This is a genomic window from Bosea sp. F3-2 (assembly GCF_008253865.1).
Classification (GTDB): domain Bacteria; phylum Pseudomonadota; class Alphaproteobacteria; order Rhizobiales; family Beijerinckiaceae; genus Allobosea.
The window spans coordinates 5,447,357-5,462,947 of sequence record NZ_CP042331.1 but is presented as its reverse complement, the minus strand read 5'-3'; the positions used below and the strand labels follow the sequence as shown (position 1 = coordinate 5,462,947).

Here is a 15,591-nt window from a genome sequence, read left to right as displayed (position 1 = left end):
GCGGCTCCTCAGCTCTCGACGAGGAAGCCACCATGGACCCAGCCGGAGAAGTCAGGGTCTCCGGCCGCGTTCAGCACCGAGACGAGGCGCCAGCGATCCCGCGCCTCGTGCACGATCACCCGCGTGCCGTCCGGCAGCGGATCGGGGCGGCGCAAAGGCTGGTCGATACCCGGCCCGACGCGCAGGTTGAGGCCCGTCGGCGAGCGGACCATGTAAGTCGCCGGACCGTCCTCTGACCGCCCGAAGACCTTCGCTTTGAATGAGGCCATGTTCCAGGCCGGACCGGGATCGGATTTACGGCCGGGCGCAATATCGTCGTGGCCGACGATCTCGGTAATGCCGTAGGCGTCGCAGATGGCGCGCGCCGCCTCGATCGTGGCCTGCACCTGCGCCTCCGTAAAGGTCTCCCAGCCGCAGTCCGGCCTGCCGAACTTGTGCCGGGCCTCGATGACCTTGCTGCCTTCCACGGGCTGGTCGCTCCAGGAGATCCAGCCGGAGCCCGTGCGCCGCAGCGGCCCCCAGTTCTCGATCTCGATGCCGATCGCATAGCGGTTCAGCCCCGTGAAGAAGCGCCCCGTCCGATCGGTCCACTGGCTCACGCCGGCATGCCAGCCCACGGTGTCGAAGGGCACGCACTGAATCACCGTTCCGTCGCGCCGGATCACCAGATGCGCGGAGACCTTGGCCTCGGGCCGGGCGAAATACCGCGCCGTGTCGAATCCCGGGCCGCTGGCCGTGTAGTGGATCACCAGGAAACGAGGATCGAGCACGCCGCCGATATTGGGCGATCGGATGAATTCGACATTGGCGCCCGCCATGGCAAGCTTGTAGTTCCTGACCCTGAACACGGCTTCCCCCTTGTCGTCTTCCCGCCACCACCAGCGGCGGCGGTTACTGGAGCTTGTCGAAGAGCTTGCGCGTCATGGGGCCGGCTGCGGCGTGGGCCGCAGCGAGGTCGGCGCTCGCGGCGACCTTCTGGTCCGGGGTGAACTTGCCCCAGCCACCCTGCGCCACGAGCAGCCAGTTGTAGCGGGCGTTCTCGTCGCTGGTCTTGGCGGCCAGCGCGAGCGCCTTGCGCGAGATCTCAGGATCGCCGAGGTCGTAGAGGAACTCGCTGGCATAGATTCGCAGCGTCCGGTCGGGATGCCCGGCCGCCTTCAGCAGGAGGGCACGATCCTCCTCCGCCGTGATGACGCCGGCGATGCGCGGGGCCTCGGCCTTGTTCTGACGCAGCATCTCCGTCATCGCGACGCTGCCCCCGAGCTGCACGCGATAATTCTCGGGCTGCTGGCGCATCACCTCCAGGATGGCCGGCACCGCCGCCGTCGAGCCGTCCGCCAGGATCGAGCGCGCGCTGCGCCGCGTCGCCGCGTCCTCGGCCGTCAGGTTCTTGATCGCCTCCCGCACGTCCGGGGTCGGCGCGGCCGGCGCCTCTTGGGCATGGGCGGCCAGGCCGGGCAGGAAGCGCGACCAGAAGCCCGGAGCGACCGCGGCGGAACGCGGCTGCGGAGCGTCCCGGTCGCAGCGGATCGGCTCGTCGATATTCAGCCCGAACTCGCCGATCTTGCGGCTGCCCTCGAACAGGGCCGGCGTCTTGACGATGCTGCCGTCCGGCTGGGCCTGATCCAGTTCGCGATAGCGCCAGGCGATCATCTTGCCGGCATGGCGGAAGCGCTCGATGCAGGAGAGATGGACCTTGATGTCCTCGTCGCGGTCGTCGGCGCGATCGGTCGGACGAACCGTCACCGTCATCGTGTCACGGTCGCTGCCCTTATGGTCGAAGACGACGAAGCGATAGCGTTTCAGATCCTTCTGGAAGGCGCCGAGCGCGTAGTCCTCGAACGAGACCCCGATTTCCTTATGCGCCGGACTCGGCAGGTTGGAGATCTCGCCGCGGACATATTGGCGCTGGGTGCAGCTGCGCCCCAACCCCTGCGGCCAGCACATGAAATAGGACGACATCACCAGGAATATCGTCCCGATGAAGGCGAATGAGATCGCCCAGATCAGGAACGCTGCGAGATACGGATACTGCTGCTGGCTGCTGGTCACGGAGATGAAGATCGCCAGCAGGATCATGAAGCCGACGACGATCAGGCCGCCGATGACCGCCAACTCGTAATTGTCGCCGGTGTAGCCGAGCACGACCGAGATCACCGCGCCGATGGCCGCCACGCCGCTGAGTAGGCCCAGCTTTGGGTTGCCGGCTATCGCCTGCTTGATGTCATCCCAGGCGCTCATGCTCCCCTCCCCCCGACTCGGCAGGCCCGGCCGAAGCCACCCGCTTCCAAAAAGGTGCATAAACACGAATACACTACTTAAAGTTGTATTTCTTTGGCAAGTATCCCTTCCGCGCGGCCCCGCCGAAAGCGCAGGACAGTTGCGTCAGACCTGCATCGGGCTGCGCCTCACCCCCGCCGCAATGTCCTTCCCCTCTGATGGCCTCTCCATTGAGGACCGCCCATGCCTGCCCGCCTTCGCCTCGCCGCCGCTGCCCTCGCCTGCCTCACCGCCTTCCCCGCGCTCGCCGATTGGGACAAAGCCAAGCTCGACAAGGAGATCATCGCGATCGAAGAGCAGGCGAAAGGCCGGCTCGGCGTCGCTCTTGTCGATCTCAAGGACCGCAAGCAATGGTCCTATCGCGGCGCCGAGACCTTCCCGCTGCAGAGCGTGTTCAAGCTGCCGCTCGCGGTCGCGGTGCTGCAGCAGGTCGAGGCGGGCAAGTTCAAGCTCGACCAGCCGATCACCGTCACGCGCCAGGACTTCTCGCTGTTCAACAGCCCGCTCGCCAAGGCCTTCAAGGGCGAGCGCAACGACTATCCGCTGAGCGAGCTCGTCCGGCTGGCCGCCGGCCAGAGCGACAACACCGCCGCCGACCTGCTGATGCGCGAGATCGGCGGGCCGCAGGTGGTGACGAAGATGCTGCGCGACGGCGGCATCACCGGCATCTCGATCGACCGCTACGAGCGCCAGTTCCAGCCCGAGATCTACGGTCTGCGCGGCTTCACCTGGGGCGAGACGGTCGACGAGGCGCGATTCCGCGCCGAGCTCAAGGCACTCAAGCCGGAAGTCCGCATCGCCGCGCTCTCGAAGGCCCTGAAGGACAAGCGCGACGCCGCGACGCCCGAGGCGAGCGCGCTCTTCCTGGAGGCCTTCGCCAAGGGCAACTGGCTGCGCGACCCGGCCCATACCGCCTTCATCGAGAAGATCGCTGCCGAAATGAAGATCGGCGCAGAGCGGATCAAGGCCGGCCTGCCGGCGGGCTCGCGCCTCGCCCATCGCACCGGGCTCGGCCTGACCACGGACGGCATCAACCACGCCAGCAACGATATCGGCATCGCGACGCTGCCGGACGGGCGCCGCTTCGTCATCGTGGTCTATCTCGCCGGCTCGCGGGCCGACGCGAACGAGCGCGATGCAGCGCACGCCGCTGTCGCACGGCTCGCCGTTTCGGCGCTACGTTGAAACGGCCGATCGACACGAAACCACCGCCGTCATTCCGGACAAGCCGCGAAGCGGCGCCGATCCGGAATCCATCGAAGGGCGTCGCGCTCTACGATGGATTCCGGGTCTGCGCTTCGCTCCGCCCGGAATGACGGCGGTTGTTGCATCGGAGCAGAGTTCTTACCGCCCCAGCCGCTCGGCGATGAAGATGCCGCCGAGCACGAGGGCCAGCGCCAGGGCGTGATAGAGGCCGAAGGGCTCGCCGAGGATCAGCACGGCGAGGATCGGCGCGAAGACCGGCACGAGATTGACGAAGACGCCGGCCCGGCCCGGGCCGATGATCTCGATGGCGCGCATGAAGAAGAGCTGCGACAGGATCGAGGGGCCGATCACCGTGAAGGCCAGGATCGCCCAGCCCTCCGCCGTCGGGACATGGAATTTGCCGAGCGCGATCTCGCCGGCGAGCAGCGGCAGCGAGAACAGGCAGGCGACACACGCCACTGTCGTGAAGAAGACGAGGCCCGGCACCGCCGGCCGGTTGCGGATCGCCACCGTGTAGCCGGCATAGAGCGCGCAGGCGAGGATCATCAGCAGATCGCCGGTCACGAAGCGCAACCCCATCAGGACGTTGATGTCGCCGCGGCTCGCGGTGACGGCGACGCCCAGCAGCGTCACCGCCACACCAAGCGCCTGCATGCCGCCGATCGGAGTGCGATAGGCGACGAGCGCGCCGATCAGCACGAAGACCGGGATCGAGCCCTGCAGAATGCCGATATTGATCGCCGAGGTCGAATAGGCGGCGAGATACATCAGCGTGTTGAAGGCGGTGAAGCCGAGGACGCCGAGCAGCGCGATGAAGCGCCAGCGCGCGCGCAACACCGGCCAGTGCTTCCGGAGCTGGTCGCGCAGCAGAAAGGGCATGATCAGGCAGACCGCGACCCAGCGGAACGAGGTCAAGGCCATCGGCGAGATGTTGCCGACGGCGAGCCGGCTCGCCACCGCGTTGCCCGCCCACATCAGCGTCGTCAGGATCAGCAGCAGATAGGCATTGGCCCAGGCGCGTTGCAGCCAAGTCGGGGAAGGGTGCACGATTCCGCCCTGTCGCGAGAAAGAGCTCATGCAATAACCTTGCGCGAGACCCCTCTCATATGAGATCGGGCGCAAGCCTGCCCATCGCCCTGCGCATTCCTGCGGAAATTCCCTGATGATCCAGACCAGCTCCCGCCCGCTCCGCCTGCTCTTCGTCGACGGCAACACACACGAGCATCGCGAAGGGCTGCGCAAGGCTTACGGCATGGCCTATGGCGAGGCCTATGCCGCCGAGATCGCAGCGATCGCGCCCGGCATCATCTCAGACATCTGCCTGCCGGCCGACGAGGGCGCCAACCTGCCTGATGGCGCCGGGCTCGAAGCCTATGACGGCGTCTTCCTCACCGGCTCTGCCTTGCACATCTACGACATCGAGCCGGCGGTGACGCGGCAGGTCGAATTGATGCGGGCGATCTATGCCAGCGGCACCCCCTGCTTCGGCTCCTGCTGGGGCATCCAGGTCGGCTCGGTCGCGGCCGGCGGCACCGTCACCGCCAATCCGAAGGGCCGCGAGGTCGGCTTCGCCCGCCGGATATCGCCGACCGAGGCGGGTCGGTGCCACAAGCTGCTCGACAGCCGCCCGGCCGCCTTCGACGCCCCGGCGATCCATCTCGACACCATCGCGCTCCCCGCGCATGGCACGACCATCCTCGCCTCCAACGCCTACAGCCAGGTCCAGGCGGCCGAGATCAAGCACAATGGCGGCACCTTCTGGGGCGTGCAGTATCACCCCGAATTCCCGCTGAAGCAGGTCGCCTCGATCCTCGGACGCATGGTGCCGCTTCTGATCGACGAGGGCTTCCGCAAGGACGAGGCCTCGACGGAAGCCTGGCTCGACGACCTGCGCACCCTCGACGCCGCGCCCGTCGACCGGCAGGACCTCGCCTGGGCACATGGGCTCGACCGCGAGGTGCTCGACGCCGAGCGCCGCGTCACGGAACTCCGCAACTTCGTCGAGCACCGCATCAAGCCGCACGCCAGCACGCGCAGCCGCGCCTGAACCGGCGCCGAAGCGGCTCAGCCCGCCACGGCCGAGAGCCTGGCGGCGACCGGCGATGCATCGGCGCTGTGCAGCGCAAAGCCGCTCGCGTCCGGGCCACCGAGCCACGGCTGCAGCTCGCATCCCGGGATCGAATAGTCGCCGCCGTTCTGCCTGCGGTACGGAATGGGTGCCTCGGTCAAGAAGCCGCGCATCCGCGCCCGCAGGCGCTCCGCCTCGGACGCGAAGCGCGCCTCGTCGATCCGGTCGGCCTGATAGAGCACATAGGGCGGCAGCACCTGCGCGCCCGGATAGAACAGCACGCCGTGCTGGATCGGGAAGAGCAGGTCGTCGATCGGCCCGTTGATGCCGCGCGCCGAATAATGCGGCGCCCAGCCCCCGGCCGTGACGACCAGCATGGCGCGCTTGTCCTGGAACATGCCTTCGCCATAGCGATCACCCCAGCGGGCATCGCTGTGCTCGCCGACGCCATAGCCGTAGCCATAGGCGAAGACGCGGTCGACCCAACCCTTCAGAATCGCCGGCATGCTGAACCACCACAGCGGGAAATGCAGGATGATGCCGTCGGCCGCCCGCAGCTTCGCGATCTCGGCCTCGACATCGGCCGTCAGCGCGGCGGAGGCGAAGCCGGCCTTCGAGGCGGCCGGGACGAGCAACCTCTTATCGGCGGGCCATTGTGGGAAATCCTGGCGATCGACCTGCGATTTCCAGCCCATGGCGTAGAGATCCGAGACGAGGATCTCATGACCTTGCGCACGTAGCTCCGCGAATGCGACCTCGCGCAGCGAGCCATTGAGCGAGCGCTCCTCGGGATGAGCGAAGACGTAGAGGATTTTCATGGCGTCCATCCTGCCCTTGTGACGATGGGAAGAAGCTAGCCAGCCATCAATTCATCCGTTAGATATCAGAAAAAGATATCACTCTGCCGAAATATGGATAAATCAGAGATCTCGCTCGATCGGATGCGCAGCTTCGTGCGGGTCGCCGAAAGGGGCAGCCTGTCGGCCGTCGCGCGCGAGCTCGGCATCGGGCAATCGTCGGTGTCACGGCATGTTCAGGAGCTCGAGGATGCGCTCGGCGTCGCGCTCTTCGCCCGCACCACGCGCCGTGTCGCGCTGACAGAGGAAGGTGCCCGCTACTATGCACACTGCCTCCAGATCCTGCGGCTCGTCGAACGGGCGCATGAGGAGATGCAGGCCACCGCGGAGGCGCCAGCGGGAGTCGTCCGCCTCTCCTGCACCGCCGCTTTCGGCACGCGCCAACTTTCCCCGCTGATCTTCGCCTTCCAGGATCGCCACCCGGATATCGACATCGACCTCAGCCTCACCGACGAGCGGATCAACCTCGTGCAGGAGGGCGTCGATCTCGCGCTGCGCCTCGGGCCGTTGAGCGACAGCTCGACAAAGCTGCGCAGCCTCGGCAACTCCCGCCGCCTGCTCGTCGCCGCGCCGTCCTACCTCGCCCGCTACGGCCGCCCCCGGACGCCTGCGGACCTCGCCGGCCATCAGGGAATCCGCATGACGAACATTGCGGGCAGCGACCGTCTCGTCCTGTCCGGACCGGGCGGCGAGCGCTTCGAGGTTCCGTTCGGCGGCCGCTTTCGCGTCGATCATGGCCTGGCGGCGCGCGAGGCGCTGGCAGCCGGCCGCGGATTGGGACCGGCCCATCGCTGGCTGGTCGACGATCTCCTCGCCGACGGCCGGCTCGAGTCGGTCATGCCGGACTATGCGGTGGCATCAGTGCCGCTCAGCCTGCTGATCCGCCCGGAGCGTGCCAGCATCGCTCGCGTGCGCCTGCTAATCGACTATCTCACCGCCGAGATCGCCCGCATTCCCGGAATCGAGCCGAGCTGAACCCGGCATGCGCGGCCCGCCTTGCCCTCGCGAACATCGATGGCTAAGTCAGCGGCTGCGAGGCCACGACCTCCCCCAACCTGGGCAATGTGCTGGGACGACCCGGCAACTCATGGGGGACCGCTATGGCGTGGCTCTACCTGTTTTCTGCCGGCATTCTCGAAGTCGTCTGGGCTTTCACCATGAAGCAGTCGGACGGGTTTTCCCGTCCGGGGCCGACGGCGATCACCATCGTCACCATGATCGGCAGCTTCGCCCTGCTCTCGCTGGCGATGCGCGCCCTGTCGCTCGGCACGGCCTATACGATCTGGACCGGCATCGGCGCCGTCGGCGCCTTCCTCGTCGGCGTCACCGTGCTCGGCGAGGCGCTGACGCCGATGCGCATCGCCGCCGCCGTGCTGATCGTCTCCGGCCTTGTCATGATGAAGCTGTCGGCACACTGACGCTGATCGGATCCGGCTCTTAACTTAAGTAAGAGAACGCGTTCGCCGATCTGACCGCGTTGCAGTCAGATCGGCGCGTGCACTAGCGCTCGCCACCTTCGCGTTCATGGTCGCAGAGGCGCCCAACCGGTTCGGCGCGCCTTGAAATCCTGCGTCAGCACCCACCGCCCCTCGACCTCGCGCTCGTTGCACCAGGTGAAGCTGCCGGGCGTGATATCGAGGAAACGCCAGCGCATACGCTGGCCGTCCAGCATGGTTTCGAGCTGCACCTGATCGCCGACCCGCCGCGCCACGAAGCTGTGGACGACGCGGTGCTGCGGGCCGATCCAGGTCGAGCGCCAGGCTTCGATCGTTGGATCGTAGAACCGCAGGCTCGTGCCGTATTCGTAATCGCCGCCCGTTGCCGGGCGCTGCGCCCGCGGCGGTACGATCCAGACATCCTGGATGCCGCGGCCCTCCAGCACGCGCGCGAAATGCCACTCGCCATCGAGCCGGCGCTCCGCTGCCCCGTCCGGCCGGTACCAGCTCACCACCAGATCCCAGCTGCCGATGAAGGGCTCGAAGATCCGCTGTTCCGGCGGAATAGCCTCATGCGGCGCAGCGCTGATCAGGGCATCCGTGAAGATCGCTGGCATGGTGGCCTCCGGGCTGATGTGATGACCCAACTGCGCGTCTTGCCGCCTCCTGTCAGGAAGCGTCGCGCCCCGTTTTCGCCAACGAACGATCCTGCAAACGCAGGATGCTCGATCCGCTCTCGCTTCCTATCCGCATTCCGGCCAAATTCCGCCTTGGGCACGCCGGAATCGGCAGCGCTCATCGCAGCTGCGTGAATGCGATTTGGGGGATGATTTCGTGAAAAGCCATATTGCCGCCGCCCTGATTCTTGCGCCCAGCCTCGCCAGCGCCGCCGAGACCGAGCTTGCGAGCCGGATCGACCGGGTCACGGTCTATCCCGATGGTGCCATCGTGACGCGACTCGGCAAGGCGGATTTGTTGCAGGGCGTTTCGCAGGTCGTGCTGCGCGGGCTGCCGGCGACGATCGACCCCGCCTCCATCCGCGTCGAAGGCAAAGGTAACGGCACCTTCTCGGTTGGCGCCGTCGATGTCCGCGTCACACCGGGTGACGCCAAGCCGGTGCTCGATACGGTGCTGGAGGACAAGCTCAAGGCGCTGCGCGACGACAAGGGCAAGTTCGAGAGCCAGATTGCCGCGATCGAGGCCAAGCGCTCGACCATCGAACGCTTCGCCCAGACCGGCCCGGACAAGCTCGGCCCCGACGGCAAGGCTCTGCCGGTCGCCGACTGGCCGGCCGTGTTCGAGGCGATCGGCACTGCGCTGGTCAAGGTCCAGGACGAGCTGCGCGGCGTGCGCAGCCGTCTCTCCGATGTCGAGGCCGAGATCGCCTCGCTCGAGCGCGCCCGCCCGCAGGCTGGCCGGCCTGGCGCTCCGAAGCGCGATGTCGCCATCGCGGTCGAGGCGCCGCAGCCCCTCGCGGCCGAATTCACCGTGAGCTATCGCGTCACCGGCGCGAACTGGACGCCGACCTATGAGGCAAGGCTGACCACCACGGCAGAGAAGCCGGAGATCGCCCTGACGCGCCGTGCCGAGATCCGCCAGCGCAGCGGCGAGTCCTGGGACGATGTCGCCCTGACGCTCTCGACCACACGCTCGGCCGGCGGCACCCGTGCGCCCGATCTTGCACCCATGCAGGTGGCCTTCTTCGAGCCGCCCGCCATCTATGAAAGCCGCTCGCGCGCCGGTGCGGCTCCTGCGGCCATGGCGGCCGCACGCGCCAAGGCCGAAGCCGAGGCGCTGGCCGCACAGTCGCAGCGTGCCATCACCCCTGCCCCCGCCCCGGTGCCTGCACGGCCGGCCGAGGTCGAAGTCGCGACGATCGAGGCCGGCGCCTATCAGGCGAATTTCCAGGTGCCCGGCCGCGCCACGATCCCGCAGGACGGCTCGCCGAAGACGGTCGTGCTGACCCAGCGCAAGGCGGAAGCGACGCTCGCCGCCCGCACCGTGCCCGAGCTGGAGCAGAAGGCCTATCTGGAAGCCGGCTTTGTGCATGAGGAGGAGGCGCCGCTCCTGCCCGGCCGCGTCGCGCTGCATCGCGACGGCAGCTATGTCGGCATGGGGCAGGTCGGGCTGGTGGCGCCGGGCGACAAGCTCGAGCTCGGCTTCGGCGCCGATGACCGGATCAAGGTCAGCTACGCCCCGGTGAAGCGGCGCGAGAACGAGCCTAGCTGGCTCGGCCAGAGCCGCACCGACCAGCGCGAGTTCCGCACGGTGGTGAAGAGCCTGCACGCCAGGCCGGTGAAGGTGACCGTGCTCGGGCGCATCCCCTTCTCGGAGAGCACCGCCATCGCGGTCGAGCCCATCTCCGCCCAGACCACTCCACCGACCGAGAAGCAGGTCGGCGACCGGCGCGGCGTCTCGTCCTGGACCTTCGACCTCGCCCCCGGCGCCGAGAAGGAACTCAAGCTCGCCTATCGCCTCAAATGGCCGGGCGACCGCGAGCTCTCCTATGACGAGCAGCCGCTGCCGGGCCGCTGAACCGATACGGCGCGCCAGCGAGAGCGATCAGGCCCGTTCCGACCATCGTCATGCTCGCCCTTGTGGCGAGCATCCACGTCTTGAACACGGTGTCTGGCAAGAGAAGACGTGGATGGTCGGGACAAGCCCGACCATGACGACAGGCCCGGCGGACAGCGCTCGGCCGGGGTCGCTTCAGCGCCCCCGAATGATTGCGCCCTGCATCAGACCGCCATCTCCACCTCGCGCCCCCGGCCGAGATCGGCCATCCAGTTCCGGTATTTCGGCTGGACACGCAGCTGGTGGGCATAGTGCCGGCGCAATGCCTCGGTCAGCCGCCCGTCGCGGCCGAGCTGCTCGTCGGCGAAGCCGATCATCACCGAGTTCGGCCAGGCTTGCGGGCGGATATGGCGCAATCTTTCGAACAGCACATCCTCGCCCTCGGCAGGATCAGCCTGAGCCATCAGCGTCAGCATCGCCGCCGTCGAGCGCGAGATGCCCATGTGGCAGTGGACGAGCAGATGCCCCTTCACGCGGGCGGCGGCGGTTTCGCGCAGATCCTCACCGAAGCGCAGGACCTCGCCGACATGCTCCGGCGCCGGCATGATCAGGCCGGGTCGCGGATCGATGATGTCATGGAAGCGCAGCGTGACGCGATGATGCTCGCCGTAAGCCCCGAATGCCTCGATCTCGGCCCGCTCGGGGTCAAGCACCGAGAGCACATGCGTCACCTCGCGGGCGCTGTTGCCCGGCAGCTCTTCGATGCCGCAGATGGTCAGAGTCGAGATGGTGAGGGTCTTCATGGCACGGCTCCGCTGCTGAGCCCGTCGCCTAGAGCCGGATCCGATCAGGTTGAATCAACCTGATCAGTGAATCCGTCTCTAAGCTATTGATAGAGAACGCGTGATCCGATCAGATCGCATTGCGACCTGATCGGCGCGTGCTCTAGATCGGTTCCCCCGGCGACGCAAGCGCCGGAAACCACGGGCACCCCGTCAGACTTGCGAGGCGGCATCTCATGACGCCGGCCGCAGTGATGTCTTACTCCGCGGCGATCGCCCGCAGGCCCTGGCCGAGCTCCTGATCGACGAGGCCGACCCAGTAGCGCACGCCGTCCGGGATGATCGCGTCGTTGAAGTCATAGAGCGGCGTGTGCAGGCCGACGAAGGAGCCGTCGGGATTGACGCCGTTGCCGATCCGCATGAAGGCGCCGGGCCGCACCAGCATCATCTCGGCAAAGTCCTCGCCGCCGGTGCCCGGCCGGAGCTGGCCGTTGACATGCTCGGCCCCGACCGCCGCGCTCGCTGCCGCGACCGCGACCCGGACCTGCTCGGCCTCGTTGACCAGCGGGCTCGTGCCGCGATGGTAATGGGCTTCCGCCCTGCAGCCCCAGGCCTGCGCCGTCGCAGCCGCGAGATCGGCGATGCGCCGCTCGACCATGTCGCGCACCTCCTGCGAATAGGTGCGGGCCGTGCCACCGATGACGAGCTCGGAGGGGATGACGTTCGAGGCGTTGACGTCGCCGCCATGGATGTAGCCGACGCTGATCACCGCCGTGTCGAGCGGGGCGACGTTGCGGCCGATGATGCCCTGCAGGCCGAGCACGAAATGCGCCTGCGCATAGGTGATGTCGGTGGAGCGATGCGGCTGCGAGCCGCCATGGCCGCCGACGCCGTGAAAGGCGACCTTCCAGCTATCCGCCGCCGCGAGGAACGGGCCGACCGTGGTGCCGAATGTGGAAGCCGGCATGCCGGGCGTATTGTGCAGCCCGTAGATCGCGTCGCAGGGGAAGCGCTCGAACAGGCCGTCCGCCAGCATGGCGTTGGCGCCGCCTCGGCCTTCCTCGGCCGGCTGGAAGATCAGGTTGACGGTGCCGGCGAAATCCCGGTTCTCGGCGAGGTACTGCGCGGCCGCGAGCAGCATCGTGGTGTGCCCGTCATGGCCGCAGGCATGCATCCGGCCGTGGTTGCGCGAGGAATAGGGAAGGTTGGTCGTCTCCTCCAGCGCCAGGCAGTCCATGTCGGCGCGCAGGCCGATGGCGCGCTCGCCCGGCTGGTTGCCGCGGATGACACCGACGACACCGGTCTTGCCGACGTTCTCGGCGACCTCGACGCCCCATTCGCGCAGCTTGTCCGCGACGAGCTTGGCGGTGCGCACCTCTTCCAGGCCGAGTTCGGGATGGGAGTGGATGTCCCGGCGGATCGCCGTGAACGCGGCATGGTGCTGGCCGAGCCAGTCGTCGAGCTTGGTCATGATCGATGGATTCCCCTCTCCTGCGGCATCGGGAAGCAGGCTGCGCGCGCTGTCCCGATCCGCAGCATAGCCCTTACGCCCGATTGCGGCAGCATTACTGCGCGGATGCCGCAGACCGGCCATGCTCAGGCGTTTTGCCTCGCGAAATCGCTGTCCCGACAGCCTGAAACCTTGACCTGCGCGCCACATTGGCCCATGAGGGCTTGCAAGGACCTGCCCCGAACCCCGGCCTTGCGCCGGGGTTTTGCATTTCCGTGGGTGCTTGCGCGGTCAACGCGGAACAAGCAGGGAAACTCCGCTCATGGCGAATGTTGTGGTGGTCGGCGCCCAGTGGGGCGACGAGGGCAAGGGCAAGATCGTCGACTGGCTCTCCAGCCAGGCCGATGTCGTGGTCAGGTTCCAGGGCGGCCATAATGCCGGCCATACCCTCGTCATCGACGGTGTCACCTACAAGCTCTCGCTGCTGCCCTCCGGCATCGTCCGTCCTGGCAAGCTCTCCGTCATCGGCAACGGCGTCGTCGTCGATCCCTGGCACCTCGTCGAGGAGATCGGCCGGCTGCGTGCCCAGGGCGTCGCGATCTCGCCGGATAATCTGCGCATCGCCGACAACGCCACGCTGATCCTGCCGCTGCACCGCGAGCTCGACCATTTCCGCGAGACCTCGAATGCCGGTATGAAGATCGGCACGACCAAGCGCGGCATCGGCCCGGCCTATGAAGACAAGGTCGGCCGCCGCGCCATCCGCGTCATCGACCTCAAGGACCCCGCCCTGCTCGAAGCCAAGATCGAGCGGCTGCTAGCCCATCACAACGCGCTGCGCCGCGGCCTCGGTATCGGCGAGGTCGATGCCAAGGAGCTGCTGACGCAGCTCAAGGCGATCGCCGCCGAGGTGCTGCCCTATGCCGACACGGTCTGGGCGCTGCTCGATGCGCAGCGCCGCGCCGGCAGGCGCATCCTGTTCGAGGGTGCGCAGGGCGCGCTGCTCGACGTCGACCACGGCACTTATCCCTTCGTCACCTCCTCGAACATCGTCGCCGGCCAGGCCGCGACCGGCTCGGGGCTGGGCCCCTCCGCCGTCGGCTATGTGCTCGGCATCGCCAAGGCCTACACCACCCGCGTCGGCGAAGGCCCCTTCCCGACCGAGCTCTTCGACGAGATCGGCGAGCTGATCGGTCAGAAGGGCAAGGAATTCGGCGTCGTCACCGGCCGCAAGCGCCGCTGCGGCTGGTTCGACGCCTGCCTGGTGCGCCAGACGGTCAAGACCTCCGGCATCGACGGCATTGCGCTCACCAAGCTCGACATCCTGGACGGCTTCGAGGAGATCAAGGTCTGCGTCGGCTACAGGCTCGACGGCCAGGTGCTGGAGCACCTGCCGGCCGGCCAGGCCGATCAGGCCCGCGTCGAGCCGGTCTACGAGACGATTCAAGGTTGGGACGGCTCGACAGCCAACGCCCGCTCCTGGGCCGACCTGCCGGCGCAGGCCATCAAATATGTCCGCCGCATCGAGGAGCTGATCGGCGCCACCGTCGCTGTGCTCTCCACCAGCCCCGAGCGCGACGACACGATCCTCGTCCATAATCCCTTCGAGGGATAAGCCTGCCCTTCGAGGGTTGACGCCGCCCGTCATCAGCGACAAGTGAGGCCAATGGCCGACTTCTACCCGATCCTGGCACGCGCCGTTGCCGGGCTGCCCGACAACTCCGCCGAAACGCGCCGCGCCATCTATGACCGGGCGCGGACGGCGCTCGTCGCGCAGCTGCGCGGTCTCGATCCGCCGCTGAGCGAGGCCGAGATCATGCGCGAGCGCCTGGCGCTCGACGAGGCGGTCGCCCGGATCGAGGCGGATTACGAGGAGGCCCCGGCCGAGCAGCCGGTCACTGAGGACCCGGTGGTTCGCCCTGTCGAAGCTCCCCCGCAGCCGCCGCGCCCGCCCGAGCCCAAGAACCCGCTCGAGCCCAAGAAGCAGCCGGCATTCGCGCCGCTTCCGGCGGCCACTGGCGAGGATGAGGGCGAGCCGCTGCCCGAGCCGGCACAGCCGCAGGTCGCCCGCCCGCGGGTGCAGCCGCCGCGCGAATCGCGGGTGAAGCCCAGCCATATCCGTTCCGCCGTGGTGGGCGGCGTCGTCGCGATCGCGGTCGCGGCGATCGCGGCCACCGCGATCTATGTCCACAAGCTGAAGCCGCAGGACGCCGCCCGCCCGAGCGGCGAGGCCGCGACGCAGCAGGCTCGGCCGGCACAGCCCGAAGGCAACGGCAAGATCGCCGACCGCGTCGGCGAGCCCGGTGCGCCCGCCCAGGGCCGGACCGGCGGCAATGCGGCGAGCACCTCGCCGGGCATTCCGGTGCCACAGCCGGGCGGCGAGATCGCCGTCGCCCAGCGCGCCATCCTCTACACCGAGGTTCCCGAGAACCCGCAGCAGCCCCGCGCTGTCAACGGCCGCGTCTTCTGGCGCCTCGACAGCGAGAGCGCCGGCCAGGGCCGCCCGGTCGAGACGATCGTGCGTGCGACCGTCGAGATTCCGGATGCCGGGCTCAATCTCGACTTCACCATCCGCCGCAATACGGATTCCGCCTTCCCCGCCTCGCATATCATCGGCCTGCGCTTCACCGTGAGCGGCGACCCGACGACGCAGGCGATCAAGGAAATCGGCGTGCCGCAGTTCAAGACCGAGGAAGGCGAGCGCGGCGCACCGCTCTCGGCCATCAACTCGGCATTGGGCGACAACCTCTTCGTCGCGGCGCTGTCCAACGTGCCCGTCGAGGTCGAGCGCAACATCGACCTCATCCTGAACCGCAGCTGGATCGATATCCCCGTGCTGTTCACCTCGGGCCGGCGCGGCATCATCACCTTCGAGAAGGGCGTCTCCGGCAGCCAGACGCTCGCCGACGCCTTCGGCCGCTGGCGGTAACTGGACGCCGGCAAACGCCTATCGGGAGAAAGTCGGACAGCGCGGGGAACCCCTCTCCTGTAAGGAGAG

14 protein-coding genes are annotated in these 15,591 nt (G+C 67.8%); 7 read left to right on the top strand and 7 right to left on the bottom strand.

The features are described 5' to 3' along the window. Positions 1-8: 8 nt before the first annotated feature. Together FQV39_RS25250 and FQV39_RS25245 are read right to left on the bottom strand one after the other, a co-directional pair. Entirely contained in the window at positions 9-848 is an 840-nt protein-coding gene (locus tag FQV39_RS25250; RefSeq protein WP_149132791.1) for an N-acetylmuramoyl-L-alanine amidase, read from the bottom strand. A 43-nt stretch (positions 849-891) separates the two neighbouring features. Continuing rightward, entirely contained in the window at positions 892-2,241 is a 1,350-nt protein-coding gene (locus FQV39_RS25245) for a HEAT repeat domain-containing protein (RefSeq protein ID WP_149132790.1), read from the bottom strand. 222 nt (positions 2,242-2,463) lie between these two features. Here FQV39_RS25245 and bla point away from each other — a divergent pair, with 222 nt between their 5' ends. After that, positions 2,464-3,465 carry a class A beta-lactamase gene (bla, locus tag FQV39_RS25240; protein ID WP_149132789.1) on the top strand — a complete coding sequence of 334 codons (1,002 nt, stop codon included), beginning with the start codon at positions 2,464-2,466 and terminating at the stop codon, positions 3,463-3,465. 159 nt (positions 3,466-3,624) lie between these two features. On the opposite strand, the gene FQV39_RS25235 is transcribed toward bla, so the two are convergent. Beyond that, the gene (locus FQV39_RS25235) at positions 3,625-4,563 is read right to left on the bottom strand and encodes a DMT family transporter (RefSeq protein WP_149132788.1); all 939 of its coding nucleotides are present in this window, start codon (positions 4,561-4,563) and stop codon (positions 3,625-3,627) included. 85 nt (positions 4,564-4,648) lie between these two features. Here FQV39_RS25235 and FQV39_RS25230 point away from each other — a divergent pair, with 85 nt between their 5' ends. Further along, positions 4,649-5,533 (top strand): type 1 glutamine amidotransferase, encoded by an 885-nt coding sequence (locus FQV39_RS25230; RefSeq protein WP_210251142.1) that lies wholly within the window; start codon positions 4,649-4,651, stop codon positions 5,531-5,533. 17 nt (positions 5,534-5,550) lie between these two features. On the opposite strand, the gene FQV39_RS25225 is transcribed toward FQV39_RS25230, so the two are convergent. Then, on the bottom strand, positions 5,551-6,372 hold the full coding sequence (locus tag FQV39_RS25225; RefSeq protein WP_149132787.1) for an NAD(P)H-dependent oxidoreductase: 822 nt from the start codon (positions 6,370-6,372) through the stop codon (positions 5,551-5,553). A gap of 93 nt (positions 6,373-6,465) precedes the next feature. On the opposite strand from FQV39_RS25225, the gene FQV39_RS25220 reads away from it, so the two are divergent. Then, positions 6,466-7,386 carry a LysR family transcriptional regulator gene (locus FQV39_RS25220; RefSeq protein ID WP_149132786.1) on the top strand — a complete coding sequence of 307 codons (921 nt, stop codon included), beginning with the start codon at positions 6,466-6,468 and terminating at the stop codon, positions 7,384-7,386. Positions 7,387-7,511: 125 nt separating this feature from the next. After that, positions 7,512-7,829, top strand: coding sequence for a DMT family transporter (locus FQV39_RS25215; protein ID WP_149132785.1), 318 nt, complete (start codon positions 7,512-7,514; stop codon positions 7,827-7,829). Positions 7,830-7,933: 104 nt separating this feature from the next. Here the strand turns inward: FQV39_RS25215 and FQV39_RS25210 are convergent, their stop codons facing one another. Then, positions 7,934-8,464: a hypothetical protein gene (locus FQV39_RS25210; protein ID WP_149132784.1), complete on the bottom strand. Its 531-nt coding sequence runs from the start codon at positions 8,462-8,464 to the stop codon at positions 7,934-7,936. A 217-nt stretch (positions 8,465-8,681) separates the two neighbouring features. On the opposite strand from FQV39_RS25210, the gene FQV39_RS25205 reads away from it, so the two are divergent. Continuing rightward, positions 8,682-10,382, top strand: coding sequence for a mucoidy inhibitor MuiA family protein (locus FQV39_RS25205; RefSeq protein WP_187640063.1), 1,701 nt, complete (start codon positions 8,682-8,684; stop codon positions 10,380-10,382). Positions 10,383-10,585: 203 nt separating this feature from the next. On the opposite strand, the gene FQV39_RS25200 is transcribed toward FQV39_RS25205, so the two are convergent. Further along, complete coding sequence (locus tag FQV39_RS25200; RefSeq protein WP_149132782.1) at positions 10,586-11,164, bottom strand: tyrosine phosphatase family protein; 579 nt, start codon at positions 11,162-11,164, stop codon at positions 10,586-10,588. Between the two features lie 238 nt (positions 11,165-11,402). Then, the gene (locus tag FQV39_RS25195; protein WP_149132781.1) at positions 11,403-12,614 is read right to left on the bottom strand and encodes an amidohydrolase; all 1,212 of its coding nucleotides are present in this window, start codon (positions 12,612-12,614) and stop codon (positions 11,403-11,405) included. Positions 12,615-12,915: 301 nt separating this feature from the next. Here FQV39_RS25195 and FQV39_RS25190 point away from each other — a divergent pair, with 301 nt between their 5' ends. Both FQV39_RS25190 and FQV39_RS25185 read left to right on the top strand, forming a co-directional pair. Beyond that, a complete protein-coding gene (locus tag FQV39_RS25190) occupies positions 12,916-14,208 on the top strand; it encodes an adenylosuccinate synthase (protein WP_149132780.1) in 1,293 nt (430 codons plus the stop codon). Between the two features lie 51 nt (positions 14,209-14,259). Continuing rightward, positions 14,260-15,522 carry a histidine kinase gene (locus tag FQV39_RS25185; protein WP_149132779.1) on the top strand — a complete coding sequence of 421 codons (1,263 nt, stop codon included), beginning with the start codon at positions 14,260-14,262 and terminating at the stop codon, positions 15,520-15,522. The last annotated feature ends 69 nt before the right edge of the window (positions 15,523-15,591 follow it).

Excerpts from the sequence above, each read along its gene's own strand:
- FQV39_RS25185 (WP_149132779.1), top strand. The coding sequence starts at position 14,260 with ATGGCCGACTTCTACCCGATCCTGGCACGCGCCGTTGCCGGGCTGCCC.
- FQV39_RS25210 (WP_149132784.1), bottom strand. The coding sequence starts at position 8,464 with ATGCCAGCGATCTTCACGGATGCCCTGATCAGCGCTGCGCCGCATGAG.
- FQV39_RS25245 (WP_149132790.1), bottom strand. The coding sequence starts at position 2,241 with ATGAGCGCCTGGGATGACATCAAGCAGGCGATAGCCGGCAACCCAAAG.
- FQV39_RS25190 (WP_149132780.1), top strand. The coding sequence starts at position 12,916 with ATGGCGAATGTTGTGGTGGTCGGCGCCCAGTGGGGCGACGAGGGCAAG.
- FQV39_RS25225 (WP_149132787.1), bottom strand. The coding sequence starts at position 6,372 with ATGAAAATCCTCTACGTCTTCGCTCATCCCGAGGAGCGCTCGCTCAAT.
- bla (WP_149132789.1), top strand. The coding sequence starts at position 2,464 with ATGCCTGCCCGCCTTCGCCTCGCCGCCGCTGCCCTCGCCTGCCTCACC.
- FQV39_RS25200 (WP_149132782.1), bottom strand. The coding sequence starts at position 11,164 with ATGAAGACCCTCACCATCTCGACTCTGACCATCTGCGGCATCGAAGAG.
- FQV39_RS25220 (WP_149132786.1), top strand. The coding sequence starts at position 6,466 with ATGGATAAATCAGAGATCTCGCTCGATCGGATGCGCAGCTTCGTGCGG.
- FQV39_RS25195 (WP_149132781.1), bottom strand. The coding sequence starts at position 12,614 with ATGACCAAGCTCGACGACTGGCTCGGCCAGCACCATGCCGCGTTCACG.
- FQV39_RS25215 (WP_149132785.1), top strand. The coding sequence starts at position 7,512 with ATGGCGTGGCTCTACCTGTTTTCTGCCGGCATTCTCGAAGTCGTCTGG.
- FQV39_RS25235 (WP_149132788.1), bottom strand. The coding sequence starts at position 4,563 with ATGAGCTCTTTCTCGCGACAGGGCGGAATCGTGCACCCTTCCCCGACT.
- FQV39_RS25230 (WP_210251142.1), top strand. The coding sequence starts at position 4,649 with ATGATCCAGACCAGCTCCCGCCCGCTCCGCCTGCTCTTCGTCGACGGC.